This window comes from Curtobacterium sp. MCLR17_007, from assembly GCF_003234655.2.
In the GTDB taxonomy this organism is placed as follows: domain Bacteria; phylum Actinomycetota; class Actinomycetes; order Actinomycetales; family Microbacteriaceae; genus Curtobacterium.
Genome location: NZ_CP126271.1, coordinates 3,012,175 through 3,025,555 on the forward strand (window position 1 = coordinate 3,012,175; position 13,381 = coordinate 3,025,555).

The 13,381-nt window shown below is 72.3% G+C and carries 14 protein-coding genes; 4 read left to right on the top strand and 10 right to left on the bottom strand.

Annotated elements, in window-relative coordinates:
• Positions 1 to 52 precede the first annotated feature (52 nt).
• The 6 genes from DEJ13_RS14225 to mvk form a co-directional block, all read right to left on the bottom strand.
• Positions 53 to 424: a DUF7882 family protein gene (locus tag DEJ13_RS14225; protein WP_111105842.1), complete on the bottom strand. Its 372-nt coding sequence runs from the start codon at positions 422 to 424 to the stop codon at positions 53 to 55.
• Between the two features lie 112 nt (positions 425 to 536).
• Positions 537 to 1,700, bottom strand: a complete 1,164-nt coding sequence (locus DEJ13_RS14230; protein WP_111105843.1) for a hydroxymethylglutaryl-CoA synthase — start codon at positions 1,698 to 1,700, stop codon at positions 537 to 539.
• A complete protein-coding gene (locus DEJ13_RS14235) occupies positions 1,697 to 2,788 on the bottom strand; it encodes a hydroxymethylglutaryl-coenzyme A reductase family protein (protein WP_111105844.1) in 1,092 nt (363 codons plus the stop codon). Before DEJ13_RS14235 ends, DEJ13_RS14230 begins: the two co-directional genes overlap by 4 nt.
• The gene (locus tag DEJ13_RS14240; RefSeq protein WP_111105845.1) at positions 2,785 to 3,864 is read right to left on the bottom strand and encodes a phosphomevalonate kinase; all 1,080 of its coding nucleotides are present in this window, start codon (positions 3,862 to 3,864) and stop codon (positions 2,785 to 2,787) included. Before DEJ13_RS14240 ends, DEJ13_RS14235 begins: the two co-directional genes overlap by 4 nt.
• Complete coding sequence (gene mvaD, locus DEJ13_RS14245; RefSeq protein ID WP_258374000.1) at positions 3,861 to 4,865, bottom strand: diphosphomevalonate decarboxylase; 1,005 nt, start codon at positions 4,863 to 4,865, stop codon at positions 3,861 to 3,863. The genes DEJ13_RS14240 and mvaD overlap by 4 nt, the downstream gene beginning before the upstream one ends.
• Entirely contained in the window at positions 4,865 to 5,842 is a 978-nt protein-coding gene (gene mvk, locus DEJ13_RS14250) for a mevalonate kinase (protein WP_111105846.1), read from the bottom strand. Before mvk ends, mvaD begins: the two co-directional genes overlap by 1 nt.
• 77 nt (positions 5,843 to 5,919) lie before the next feature.
• On the opposite strand from mvk, the gene DEJ13_RS14255 reads away from it, so the two are divergent.
• The 4 genes from DEJ13_RS14255 to DEJ13_RS14270 all read left to right on the top strand — a co-directional run bounded on the left by DEJ13_RS14255 (position 5,920) and on the right by DEJ13_RS14270 (position 8,649).
• Positions 5,920 to 6,672 (top strand): alpha/beta fold hydrolase, encoded by a 753-nt coding sequence (locus DEJ13_RS14255; RefSeq protein ID WP_111105847.1) that lies wholly within the window; start codon positions 5,920 to 5,922, stop codon positions 6,670 to 6,672.
• A gap of 77 nt (positions 6,673 to 6,749) precedes the next feature.
• Positions 6,750 to 7,205 carry a MarR family winged helix-turn-helix transcriptional regulator gene (locus tag DEJ13_RS14260; protein WP_181436930.1) on the top strand — a complete coding sequence of 152 codons (456 nt, stop codon included), beginning with the start codon at positions 6,750 to 6,752 and terminating at the stop codon, positions 7,203 to 7,205.
• 25 nt (positions 7,206 to 7,230) lie between these two features.
• Positions 7,231 to 7,653: an organic hydroperoxide resistance protein gene (locus DEJ13_RS14265; protein ID WP_056119820.1), complete on the top strand. Its 423-nt coding sequence runs from the start codon at positions 7,231 to 7,233 to the stop codon at positions 7,651 to 7,653.
• 21 nt (positions 7,654 to 7,674) lie between these two features.
• Positions 7,675 to 8,649, top strand: a complete 975-nt coding sequence (locus DEJ13_RS14270; RefSeq protein ID WP_111105902.1) for a zinc-binding dehydrogenase — start codon at positions 7,675 to 7,677, stop codon at positions 8,647 to 8,649.
• Positions 8,650 to 8,704: 55 nt separating this feature from the next.
• On the opposite strand, the gene DEJ13_RS14275 is transcribed toward DEJ13_RS14270, so the two are convergent.
• The 4 genes from DEJ13_RS14275 to DEJ13_RS14290 all read right to left on the bottom strand — a co-directional run bounded on the left by DEJ13_RS14275 (position 8,705) and on the right by DEJ13_RS14290 (position 13,332).
• Positions 8,705 to 10,471, bottom strand: coding sequence for a chloride channel protein (locus DEJ13_RS14275; protein ID WP_220037541.1), 1,767 nt, complete (start codon positions 10,469 to 10,471; stop codon positions 8,705 to 8,707).
• Positions 10,472 to 10,536: 65 nt separating this feature from the next.
• On the bottom strand, positions 10,537 to 11,001 hold the full coding sequence (locus DEJ13_RS14280; protein WP_111105848.1) for a MarR family winged helix-turn-helix transcriptional regulator: 465 nt from the start codon (positions 10,999 to 11,001) through the stop codon (positions 10,537 to 10,539).
• A 152-nt stretch (positions 11,002 to 11,153) separates the two neighbouring features.
• Positions 11,154 to 12,611 carry a sugar porter family MFS transporter gene (locus DEJ13_RS14285; protein WP_111105849.1) on the bottom strand — a complete coding sequence of 486 codons (1,458 nt, stop codon included), beginning with the start codon at positions 12,609 to 12,611 and terminating at the stop codon, positions 11,154 to 11,156.
• A gap of 247 nt (positions 12,612 to 12,858) precedes the next feature.
• On the bottom strand, positions 12,859 to 13,332 hold the full coding sequence (locus tag DEJ13_RS14290) for a hypothetical protein (protein WP_111107485.1): 474 nt from the start codon (positions 13,330 to 13,332) through the stop codon (positions 12,859 to 12,861).
• Positions 13,333 to 13,381 lie beyond the last annotated feature (49 nt).

Genomic DNA, 13,381 nt, shown 5'->3' on the forward strand with positions numbered 1-13,381 from the left:
ACGCGAAAGGCGCCGATCATGGAAACCCGTTGACTGGGAATCGATGGTGATGCTATGCGTTCTGGTCGTCGGTGCTGCCGGGTGCGACGGCGCGTGACCACGGCGAGTCCTCGCCCACGCTCGTGTCCGACGGTTCCGGGGTGAGGACCAGCCCGGCGCCGGAGGACGCCGAGGCGTAGAGCGCCTCGAGCCAGGAACGGTTGATCGACGGCGTCCGGCTGCCGGCGAACTTGAAGTGCAGGCTGACGTCGGGGTGCAGCCAGATTGTCGAGCGGCCGTCGCCGTGCAGCGCGTCGTCCTTCCACGAGAACACGAACCGGTGGTCGCGGCGCAGCATGTTCACGATCACGATCTGCAGGTGCGTGAGGGCACGGTCGTCGATGTGCAGGTCGAGCGGTTGTCCGGCGTAGATGAGCTGACCCATGGGTCTGTCTACTCCCTCGCGCGCCGCGCGGGCGGTGCCGAGGGCGGCGGGACCGACGGCACCGCGGGGCGGCGAGCCGGACGGGAGGCCCGGCTCGGGTCCGCCCCGTCCGTCAGGCCCGGTGCGTGGTCGCCTCGTAGTGCCGCGCGCCCCCGAGCACACCCGCGAAGCGGAAGGGCGCGTCGGTGACGCGCGCCCGCTCGGTGTCCTCGCTGGTGGCCGCGCCGGCGGCGTGCAGCTCCCGGTACTCCGCCACGGTGAGCGGCACGCGCGCGTCGAGCTCGGCCTGCACCACGCCCACGCGACGGTGGCGCTGGTGGTCGGGACGGACGATCCCCGTCACGAGCTCCCCCACGCTGCCCGAGCCGTAGCTGAACATGCCGATGCGCTTGCCCGCCAGGTCGTCGTCGAGGTCGAGCACGGCCGCCAGCGCGATCCAGATCGACGCCGTGTACGTGTTGCCCATCTGCCGGTTGTACGTGAAGCCGGTCCGCAGCTCGGACTCGTCGAACTCCACCCCGACGTGCTGGGTGAGCTTGCGGTGCGCCTTGAGCGCCATCTTCGTGAACGGCTGGTGGTGCACGAAGCGGTCGATCTCGGCGTAGGACGGTCCCCCGCGCGCTGCGAGGTCGTCCCAGGCGCCGATGAACGCGTCGACGTAGGCGGTGACCGACAGGCGACCGTCGACGAGCGCCGTCGAGCGGTCGTTCGGCCGCCAGAAATCGTCGACGTCGGCGGTGAACAGGCCGGCGGCGGGCTCGATCTCGATCAGGTCGGGGTCGGCGCTGACGAGCATGGCGACCGCGCCGGCGCCCTGCGTGGGTTCGGCGGCGGTGTCGACGTCGTAGCGGGCGACGTCGGCGGCGATGACGAGCACCCGCTCGCGGGGGTCGCGCGCGACGATCCCGAGGGCGAGCTGCAGCGCGGCGGTCCCGCCGTAGCAGGCCTGCTTGAGCTCGACGGTGCGCACGTTCGACGGCAGCCCGAGCAGGCCGTGCACGAACACCCCGGCCGCCTTGGACTGGTCGATGCCGGACTCGGTCGCGAACAGGACCGTGCGGATCCCCTCGACGCCGTGCCGGTCGACGACCTGCTTGGCCGCGGCCGCTCCCATCGTGACGATGTCCTCGTCCGGGGCAGGAACGCTGAAGGCGTCCTGCCCGATGCCGACGTGGTACTTCGCGGGGTCCACCCCGAGCTGCACCGCCAGGTCGTCGAGCTCGAGCACGTGGTGCCCGGTCGTCACCGCGATGTCGTGGATGCCGATGGAGGTCATGCTGTGCCGTCCTTCTTCCCGCCACGCTCCATGGCGACGTGTGCCGCCATCAACTCGCCGGGGTTCGTCTGCGCGGCGAGCAGGGACAGCTCACCGCAGAGCACCGTCGCGGCGCAGAGTCCTGCGAGGCGACGGGCGTTCGCGCCGGGCTCCCGGTCCTCGCGGCAGCCGAGACGCGTCAGTGCGTCCTCGACGACGGGCAGGTCGTTGCCCTTGCCGTTGCCGACCGTGCCGACGATGAGGTGCGGGAGGGAGCACGAGAAGTACAGGTCGTCGCCGCGGGCCTCGGCGAACGTGATGCCCTGGGAGCCCTCGACGATGTTCGCCGCGTCCTGCCCGGTGGCCAGGTAGAAGCCGAGCAGCATGTTCGCGTAGTGCGCGTTGGCGGAGCGCAGGGCACCGGCGATCGTCGACCCGACAAGGTTCTTCGCCGTGTTGAGGTCGACGATGCGCTGGGTCGAGGTCTTGAGGAAGCGCTCGACGACCTGCCCGGGCAGGACGATCTCGGCGATCGTGGCCCGACCGCGCCCGCGGATGCCGTTCACCGCCGTGGCCTTCTTGTCCGAGCAGAAGTTGCCGGAGATCGACACGTACGACAGCTCCGGGTGCCAGCCGAGGATCGTCGGCAGCAGCGTGTCCGCCGCCTGCGTCACCATGTTGTGGCCCGACGCGTCGCCCGTGGTGAACGCGAACCGCAGGAACAGCAGGTCACCGACGATCTCCGGGTGCACCTCGATGAGCTTCGCGTAGCGACTCTGCCCGACCACGACGGCCTCGAGCTCGTCCTGGCGGGCCAGGATCTGCCCGGCGGCGATGTGCGCCGCCGCTGCGCTGTCGGCACGGACGACGACCGAGCGGGTCATGCGCTCGTCGACGACCGTTGCGACGATGCCGCCCTCGACCATGCGGGAGATGCGGGCGCCCCGACCGACGGACGGCCACAGCGGCGACTCGTAGGTCGCCAGGGGCACCGCGTGCTCGCCCTCGACGGCGTTGCCGCTGACGCGCAACGGACCGACCCAGCGCGTCGGGATCGGCGTCTGCGTGATCGTCTTGTCGACGGTGCTCGGATTCGCTGTGTCGCTCACTCGATGGGGCCTTCCGGGGGTTGGACGGCGACCGAGAGGTGCCGGATGTCGTGCGCCTCCCACTCGCGGAAGATCACGGTCGGGTCGAGGTCGGCCGGCACGAGGGCGATGCCGCAGTCGCCGCCGCCGGCACCGGACGGCTTGGCCGCCCCGCCGGAGCGCTCGACGACGTCGCACAGGGTGGTCAGTCGGTCGGTCTCGATGCGCGAGCCGACGGAGTCGCCGAGCCGCTGCATGAGTCCGCGGGCGCGGCGGAGCGCATCGAGCGTCTGCTCGGCGTCGCCGGTCTGGAGGCCCGTGGTCAGGTCGTCGACGCAGGCGCGGCTGTCGTCGAGGAACGTCGAGTACCCGCCGTTCCGGTGGCGCCGCACGGCACCGACGAGCTGCGTGGTGGACGCCGGCGACCCGGTCCAGCCGACCAGCAGCCGCAGGTCCGTCGGCGCGGGGAGCCGCTCGACGTCGAACCCGGCCCACGCGTCGACGTCGTGCAGGATCGCCGAGACGGTGTTGCCCGCGAGCTGCTCGAGCAGGCGCTCGCGGTCCGGCGCGCTGTAGCGGAGCCACCCGCCGAACGTGCTCGCCGCCAGGTCGCCACCGGAGGCCCGCGGGTTGACCCGCACGGTGGCCAGGAGCGCGACCTGGAAGCGCTGCCGCTGGGACAGCCCGAGCCGGTAGAAGCGGTCGAGGGCGCCGACGGTCGCGACGGTCACGGCGGCCGACGACCCGAGGCCGAACTTGCGGCCGCTGGCGTCGTCGAGCTGGCTCGCGATGCGCAGGTCGTGGAAGCGCGGCTCGATGCCGAGTTCGGCGCGCAGCTTCTCGACCAGGTCGATGGTCGCCATGACGTAGTCGTAGGGGTGGTGCTCGCGGTCGAGCGCGAGGCCGTCCTCACGGCGGGTCCACGTCAGCGGCAGGTGCCCGTACTCTTCCGAGTGCACGCTGCCGGACCCGTGGCCCTCGGCGACGCGGGCGGTGATGGCGCGGTCGAGGGCGATGAGCACCGACGGCTGGCCCGGCTCGACGACGGCGTACTCACCGGCGACGAACAACTTGCCGTGGGCGCGGAACTCGATCACTCGGTGGACTCCTTCTGGACGGGGTGCTGTTGCTTCCCCGTTCCTTCGGAGCCGACCAGGCGTGCGGCAGGCCCGGTGCCGGACTCGATGACGGTGCCCAGGTCGGCGAGCGCAGCGGCCACCGCGGCCCGGTCCTGCGGCTGCACGAGCACGACGACGTTCGGGCCGGCGTCGGCGGTGGCGTAGGCCTCGGTACCCGCGGCGCGCAGCGCAGCGACCGCGTCGAAGACCGCGACGCTGCGGGCGGTGAGGTACCGGATCGGGGGGAAGGAGCCCTCGATCGTGGCGTGCATGCGCAGGGCGTTGCTCTCGGTGAGCTCGCCGATCCGGGTGAAGTCCCCGACGGCGCAGGCGGCCAGCATGTCGCCGACCGTCTCGGTGGTCGAGGTGACCCAGGCGGGGTAGAACGGCGAGGTCGCGATGGTGCGGCGCATGGCCTCGCGGGACCCGATCGCCTTCGGGCCGTCGTCGATCGTCACGACGACCATGGCCATCGGGGGCGCCGGGATCGTCTCGGCGTACGAGCCCTGGTCATCGCCGGCGTGCCAGACCGACACCCCGCCGGGGATCGACCGCGTGGCCGACCCCGAGCCGCGCCGTGCCAGCCGGGACAGGTCCCGCTCCGACAGGTCGAGCCCGTAGGCCGCCGCCGCCGCGGTCGCCAGGGCGGCGAAGCCCGAGGCGCTCGACGCCAGGCCGGCACCGGTCGGAACCGTGTTGGTCGACTCGACCGACGCACGGGCATCGCTCCCCGCCAGCTGCCGGACCAGGTCGAGGAACCGCTCGACGCGTGTCAAGGGACCATCGTCGACGACGCGACCGTTCAGGACGAACGCGTCCCGGGCCTCCTGGCGGTCGACGAGCGTGACGGACGTCGTCGTCGGGAAGACGTCGAGGCCCATCGAGACGCTGCCCGTCGCGGGGAGCGCGAGGTCGGCGTCCGCCTTGCCCCAGTACTTGACGAGGGCGATGTTGGGGTGCGCGACGGCGGTGGCGGTCATCAGGCGCGGTCTCCGATCCGAGTGGTCCAGGTGGCGGCGGCACCGGCGTCGCGCAGTGCTGCCGCGATGCGGTCCGCGTGCTCGCCGTCCGTGGCGAGTGCGAGCAGACATCCGCCGCGCCCGCCGCCGGTGAGCTTGGCGCCGAGGGCGCCCGCTCGCCTGGCGGCTGCGACCAGGCGGTCGAGGTCGTCGCTCGACACGTCGAGCGTCGCGAGCAGCCCGTGTGCGGCGTCCATCGTGGCACCGAGCGCCTGGGCGTCGCCGTCCACGAGTGTCCCCCGCGCCTGACGGGCGAGGTCGCCGAGGCGGGCGAGAAGGGCGTCGACCGCGCGGGGATCGCGGTCGTGGGCCTCGCGCACGGCGGTGACTGCCTGGCGGGTGTGACCGGGGACGCCGGTGTCCGCGACGACGAAGACGAACTCCCCGGACAGCTCCACGGGCTCGACGTGGCCGCCCTCGAACCAGACCGGCACGTCAGCGACGACCCCGCGGGCGTCGAGCCCGGACGGCCGCCCGTGGGCGACGCGCTCGCACTCCTGGATGAGCTCGTGGTGGGTCTCGGCGTCGAGCGTGACCCCGAAGACGTCGGCGACGGCGGCGGTGACGGCGGCGGCGACCGCGGCACTCGACCCCATGCCCCGAGCGGTCGGGACGTCGCTGTCGACCCGGACGTGCACGTGCTGGTCCTCGGCGCCGAGCCACCGCAGCGTCGCGGTCACCGCGGTGACGGTGGGCATCACCGCGGCGGGGGCGAGGTCGAGCGGGCCCGTGTGCACCGTGGAGGTGAGGCCGTGGCCCGTCGCCCGGGGCGTCGGGGTGACCGTCGCGGTGACCCGGACGTCGTTGACCGGCAGCACGAGTGCGGGTTCGCCGTACACCACGGCGTGCTCGCCGATCAGGATCGTCTTGCCGTGGGACGACGACGATCCGACTCGGGGGGTCGCTGTTCGTGCTTCGGCTGGGTGGTTGCTGGTCATCAGTGGTCCGACCAGCCTAACCGCACGGCTGCGGACCTGCTCAGCACCGTGCGCAGGCCGACTCCTAGGCTTGCGGGATGGTCGACTCCACCACGGGCACCCACGACGTCGACGGCGTGCCCGTCTGGTTCCGCCGCCGGCCGGCGACCGTGCCCGATGCCCCGCGCGTCGTGCTGCTGCACGGGGGCGTCTCGGACAGCCGGGTGTTCGACGGGATGCTCACGGCACTGCCCGACACGCTCGAGCTCTGGACGTACGACCGCCGCGGGCACGGGCGGACACCGGACACGGACGAGCCCCTCGGCTTCGCCGCGATGGTCGACGAGGGCGTCGCGTTCATCACCGAGCGCGTCGGCGGCCCGGTGCACCTGGTCGGTCACAGCGACGGGGCGGACACGGCGCTGCTGCTGGCGATCGAGCACCCGGCGCTCGTCGCGTCGGTGACGTCGTTCTCGGGCAACCTGGATCCGTCCGGGTACGAGCCGGGCTCGGTGAGCGTCGACGAGCTGGACACGGCCGTCGGCGACCACTGGGCACAGGTGGCGCCGCACGAGCGCGGGTACTTCCGCACGGTGGCCGCGAAGACGATCCGGCTCTGGCTGACGGAGCCGCAGATGACCCCGGCGGACCTGGGACGGATCACGGCGCCCGTGCTCGTCGCGGCCGGCGAGCGCGACGTCATCCGGCCCGAGCACACCGGCGGGATCCACCGGGGCATCCCCGGTTCCCGGCTGGCGATCGTGCCCGGGGTCGGCCACATGCTCGTCGAGGACGAGGCCGCCGTCTGCGCGGCGCTGGTCGAGCAGACGATCGCCCGAGCGACCAGCTGACCTCCGATCGCGCGTGGGGTCTCCGGTCGTCGCGCATCTAGGTTGTGCACAACTCAGTTGCGTGCAATGCTTGCCCCATGCCGGTGACCGACGAGATGGTGTGCTTCTCCCTCTACGCGGCGACCCGGGCCACGACCCAGGCGTACCGCACGATGCTCGAACCCTGGGGGCTGACCTACCCGCAGTACCTGGTCCTCGTGACCCTGTGGGTCGAGGGGGACCAGACCGTCTCCAGCCTCGGCGACCACCTGCAGCTCGACTCCGGCACCCTGTCGCCGCTGCTCCGCCGCATGGAGCAGGCCGACCTGGTCCACCGCGAGCGCCGCAGCACCGACGAGCGTGTCGTCACCGTGACCACCGGCGAGCGGGGCCGGTCCCTGCGCGCCGAGCTCGCCGACATCCCGGGTCGCATCGCCGCCGGCACGGGCCTCCCCGACGCCGACGCGGCAGCCGAGCTCATCCGTACCCTGCAGCGCCTCACCGAGACGATGCACGCCGCCGCTGCGCCCATCCCGGCGCCGGCGGACCACTGACCCCACGAAGGAAAGGAACCTCCGAATGGACGTCCTCTACACCGCAGAAGCCCTGTCCACCGGCGAAGGCCGGAACGGCCACGTCGCCACCAGCGACGGCCGCGTCGACCTCGACATGGCGATCCCGAAGGACATGGGCGGCTCCGGCAACGGCGCCAACCCCGAGCAGCTCTTCGCCGCCGGCTACGCCGCGTGCTTCCACTCCGCACTGCAGGGCGTCGCCCGCGCGCAGAAGGTCAAGGTCACCGACTCGTCCGTCGGCGGTCGCGTGCAGATCGGCCCGAACGGCCAGGGCGGCTTCCAGCTCGCCGTCATGCTCGAGGTCGTCATCCCCGGCATGGAGCACGACCAGGCGCAGGCGCTCGCCGACGCCGCCCACCAGGTGTGCCCGTACTCGAACGCGACGCGCGGCAACATCGACGTCACGATCACCGTCTCGGAGGACTAGTCCATGAGCACCCCCACCACCATGCGCGCCGTCGTCCACCCCGAGTTCGGCGAGCCCGCCGACGTCCTGACCGTCGAGCAGCGCCCGGTCCCCACGCCCGGCCCCGGCCAGGTCCTCGTCCGCACGGTCCTGTCCCCCATCCACAACCACGACCTGTGGACCATCCGCGGCACCTACGGCTTCAAGCCCGAGCTGCCCGCCGCCAGCGGCACCGAGGCGCTCGGCGTCGTCGAGGCCCTCGGCGACGGTGTCGACCGCCTGCAGGTCGGCCAGCGCGTCGCCGGCGGCACGTTCGGCGTCTGGGCGGAGTACTACGTCGCCGATGCCGCCGGTCTCGTCCCGGTCCCCGACGCGATGCCCGACGAGTCCGCCGCGCAGCTCGTGTCGATGCCGTTCAGCGCCATCAGCCTGCTGCACTCGCTCGACCTGCACGAGGGCGACTGGATCATCCAGAACGCCGCGAACGGCGCCGTCGGCCGCATGGTCGCGCAGCTCGGCAAGGCCCGCGGCATCAACGTCGTCGGTCTCGTCCGCCGCGCCGAGGGCGTCGAGGAACTCCGTGCCCAGGGCATCGAGCGCATCGTCGCCACCGACGCACCCGACTGGCAGGACCAGGTCACCGCGATCACCGGTGGCGCACCGATCACCGCGGGCGTCGAATCCGTCGGTGGCAAGGCGGCGGGCGACATCGCCTCGGTCCTGGGCGAGGACGCCACGCTCGTCGTGTTCGGCGCGATGGCCTCGCCCACGCTCGAGATCCCGTCCGGCAAGGTCATCTTCGGCCAGCTGACGGTCAAGGGCTTCTGGGGCGCCGTCGTCAGCCGGACGATGTCCGCCGACCTGAAGGGCCAGCTGTTCGGCGAGCTCATCTCACGCGTGCTCGACGGGTCGCTGACGCTCCCCGTGTCGGAGACCTTCGTCTTCGAGGACGCGCGGGACGCCGCTCGTGCCAGCGACACCGCCGGCCGGGTCGGCAAGGTGCTCCTGCGCCCGTAGCGCGACCAGTGCACGAGACGGGAGGCCCGTGGCGGATCCGCCACGGGCCTCCCGTCTACGTCGTGACCGGCACCAGGGCGCGCAGCGCGTCGGCCGGTCCGAGCCACCCGACCGGCCGACCGGAGCCGTCCACGACGGGCAGACCGCCGGTCTCGGTGGCACCCACCACGTCGGGGACGACGTCCTCCAACAACGCACTCGACCGGACCACGCGGACCTCGGCCACCACCTCGGTGGCCGGCCGTGCAGCGAAGTCCCGGTCGCCGAGCACCGCGTCGCCGACCGACCGTGCCGACACGACCCCCGCGAACTCTCCGTCGGCATCGACCAGCACCACCGGGTCGCCCTCGTGGTCCTCGAGCACCTCGAGCACCTGCGCCGCCGTCGCCGTCGACGGCAGCACCGGGCCGAGCGGCCGCGCCGATGCACCCACCGTGGCTCCGGCCGGCGCACGCGCAGCCGAGTCCGTCAGGTCGACCCCGCGCCGGCTGAGCTTCAGCGTGTAGATCGTGTCCCGCGACAGCACCTTCGACACGGCGGTGGCGATGACGACCGCGACGACGATCGGCAGCAGCAGCGCGGTGTCCCCGGTCAGCTCGAACAGCATGATCCCCGCGGTGATCGGCGCTCGGGTCGACCCGGCGAAGACCGCGGCCATGCCGACGACGGCGAAGGCCCCGACCTGGCCGCGCATCCCCGGGTCGACCATCGCGACGACCTCGCCGAAGCCCGCCCCCGCCATGGCACCGACGAACAGCGACGGCGCGAACACCCCGCCCGAACCACCGATGCCGAGCGTCAACGACGTCGCGAGCACCTTCCCCACGACCAGCACCGCCAGGAACCCGATCGCGTACTGCCCCGCGACGCCCCGTTCGAGCACGGGGTAGCCCACGCCGTACAGCTGCGGGAGCGCGAGCAGCAGGGCGCCGAGCACCACGCCACCGACGACCGGGCGCAACCACTCGGGGCCGCGCGTCGCCGTCCAGAGCAGGTCGCACGCGTCCTCGACCAGGTACAGCACGCGGGTGAAGCCGATCCCGATCATCCCGGCGACCAACCCGAGCAGCGCGAACAGCAGGTACTCGGGCGGCGTGACACCACCGATCGAGGGCAGGTGCAGGAACGCCGTGTCGCCGAACACCGCACGACCGATCAGCGCCGCGGTCACGCTCGCGATCGCCACGGCGCCGAACGACGTGGGCGTGAAGTCGCGGAGCAGGAGCTCGAGCGCGAAGAACACCCCCGCGACCGGCGCGTTGAACGTCGCGGAGATGCCGCCCGCCGCGCCGCACGCCACCAGGGTGCGCAGCCGGACCTCGGGCATGCGCAGCCAGCGGCCGATCGTCGAGCCGAGCGCGGAGCCGATCTGGATGATGGGCCCCTCACGCCCGACCGACCCCCCGGCCCCGATGCAGATCGCGCTCGCCAGGGCCTTCACCACGGCGACGCTCCCCCGGATGCGCCCGCCGTTCTGCGCGATCGCGAACATCACCTCGGGGACCCCGTGGCCCCGTGCCTCCCGGGCGAAGCGCTGGATGAGCGGCCCGTACAGCAGTCCGCCGACCGCGGGTGCGAGCACGACGAACCCGGCTCCGAGCCACGGGACCCAGGGGTTCGCCGGGTGTCCGGTCACCGCGGAGTAGTCGGCGTGCCCGCTGAACAGCCAGGTCGCGTGCTCGATCAGCCAGCGGAACGCGACGGCGGCGAGCCCCGCTCCGGCGCCGATGACCAGGGCTGGCAGGGCGAGCCGCACGGCGGCACTGCCGAACCGGGTGCTCGCGATGTGCAGGTGCCGATGTGGTGCGGTGCGCGCGGACACGGTCCTCCAGAGTCAGTTGCATGAACACAATGATTGTAATCATGCAACTGACGCGACCGGGGTGGTCAGCCGCCGAACGCCGAGATCTCCTCGGGCAGGGGCTCGTTCATCGCACGCCGCAGCGCCGCCATCCCCGCGACGGCCGCCGGACGCTCGTCGGCGGGCACGCGTCCGAGCACGGCCGCGAGCTCCTGCCGTCGCCGGGCGGTGACCTCGTCGACCAGGACCCGTCCGCGGTCGGTGGCCGCGATGAGGACCTCGCGACGGCTCTCCTCGCTCGGCCGGCGCTCGACCCAGCCGCCCGACACGAGCCGGTCGACGTTGCGGGTGAGCGTCGAGGGCCCGACGGCCAGGCGCTCGGCCAGGACGCCCGACCGCGTCGGGCCCAGGGTCACGACCAGGACGATGAGACGGAACTGCGGGACCGTGACGTCCTCGAGCGCGGGGGCGAGCGACCGGGCGACGACACCGAGCAGGCCCCGCGATGCGGCGAGCAGCTCGTCGGTCCCCTCGGGTGCGGAGTCAGACATGCGTCCATCCTGTCGGACGGACGGGCGCGCCCGCTCAGCGGCGACGCGGAGCGTCGTCCGGGCGCGCCGACCGAGCCTGCGAGGCCCGGTGCCAGCTGGCACCGGGCCTCCCGATCGTCACCAGGTCGCGACGCGACCGACGCTCACCGCCGTCAGGCGCGACGACCGTGCTTGTCGACCGTGAAGATGTTGCCGGTGGTGACGCCCTCTTCCACCTGCTCCAGCGTGCGGCCACGGCTCTCCGGGACGAACTTCCAGATGAAGAACAGGGCCAGCAGCCCGACGATGCCGAAGCCGAAGAACGTCCCGGTGATGCCGGTCGCAGCGACGATCGTCGGGAAGTACAGCCCCAGGAAGGCGTTCGCGATCCACAGGCAGAACACGGCGATGCCCATGCCGAGCGCACGGATCTGCGTCGGGAAGATCTCGGAGAGCACCACCCAGACGGCGATGTTGAGGAAGGTCTGCATCGACCCGACGAACGCGACGACCAGGAACAGGATCACCCACGGACGGGCCGGGTTGCCGTCGGGCAGCGCGACCGACGCGATGCCGATCAGGAAGTGGCAGATCGTCGTGAGTGTGAACCCGATGATGAGCGTCGTCCGGCGGTTGATCCGCTCCATGTTGGCGAGGGCGATGACGCCACCGACGACCGCGATCACGCCGGGCGCGATGTTGGCGATGAGTGCCGCCGACGCCTGGAAGCCGGACTCGATGAGCACGGTCTGGCCGTAGTACATGATCGAGTTGATGCCCGTGAGCTGCTGCGCCACGCCCAGGCCCGCACCGATGAGCACGATCCGGATGAGCCACTTGTTGCCGAGCAGGACGCGCCAGCCGCTCTCGCGCTGGACGTTCGCCTCGAAGGCGTTGGTGCGCTTGATGTCCTCGAGCTCGGCGACCGCACGCTCGTCCGTCCGGATCTGCCTCAGGACCTCGAGTGCCTCGTCGTTGCGGCCCTTCGACGCCAGCCAGCGCGGCGACTCCGGCACCCGGAGCATGCCGACGAACAGGGCGATGGCGGGGAGCGCACACACGGCGAGCATGATCCGCCAGACGCCGTTGCCCTCGCCCCACAGGTTGCCGATGACCGCGTTGACGAGGAAGGCGGCGAGCTGACCGATGACGATCATCAGCTCGTTGCGACCGGACAGCGACCCGCGGATCTCGTACGGCGCGAGTTCGGCCAGGAAGACGGGGACCACCGTCGAGGCACCGCCCACCGCGAGCCCGAGCAGCACGCGACCGACGACGATCACGCCGAACGTCGGCGAGAAGACGCAGATGAGCGTGCCGAGGAAGAAGGTCACGGCGAGCGCGATGATCGTCTTGCGGCGACCCCACCCGTCGGCGATGCGGCCACCGAGCATGGCTCCGATCGCCGCACCGAAGAGCAGCGAGCTCGTGACGATGCCCTCGGTCAGGTTCGTCAGCCCGAGTTCCTGCTTCATCGGCAGGAGAGCGCCGTTGATCACGCCCGTGTCGTAGCCGAACAGCAGCCCGCCGAACGTGGCGACGAGGGCGAGCACGCCGAGACGGCGGCGGTGGGGTCCGGTCCCGACCGGGGGGAGCGTCGTGCTCGGCGATGCCGGCTTGATGTCGACCATGCGGTGACTCCTTCGTCGTCGTTCTCGCGTCGGTGCGTGCTGCCGATCGTAGTCCGGAACTTTGTCCTGTCAACCGGTCATTCTCACGTCAGGTGCGATGGACCGGTCCAAGAAAGCCCAGATCAGCACGGGAGCGCTCCATCGTGCCGAGCTCGGGGGTTCGGCGGCACGGGGGCACGGGGGCTCGGGGGCTCGGGGGCTCGGGGGCTCGGGGGCCCAGCGTTCGGGGGCTCGGGCAGTGGCCGGTCTACTCCGGCTGTCCGGGCTGGTCACCGAATACGTCACCGAGGCGCGTCATGTCGGCACCGTGGTCGGTGTACCGACGGACCGTCCGGCGTGCGGCCGTGCTGGCGGCGCCGCTGAGGTTCCGGTTGCGCCGTGCCGCGTCGGCGACCCGGCCCGCGTGGCTGGCGGTCGACAGCACGACGTTCGCCAGGGCGCGACCGGCGCCGGGGTCGGGGACGCCCGCCACGGACCACGCGGCCCGGACCTGCTCGTCCGGGGTGACCCCCCGCTTGGTGCCCATCCGGTGCCAGTCGGACGCCATCGCGCCCTCGGTGCGGTCGGCGGCGCGTGCTGCTTCGTCGACGCGGCTGTGGTCCTGCGGAGCGGACGCGGCAGCGTCGGCGCGGTCGCGGGCAGCGGTGTCGTCACCGCCGGCAGCGGCGATGCGGGCGGCGTGGGCGGCCGCGGCGGCAGCGAGGATCTCGGACCTGTCCATGCACCGACGGTACCGCCGACGGCCGACGTGGGCGGACGGGGTCGCGCCC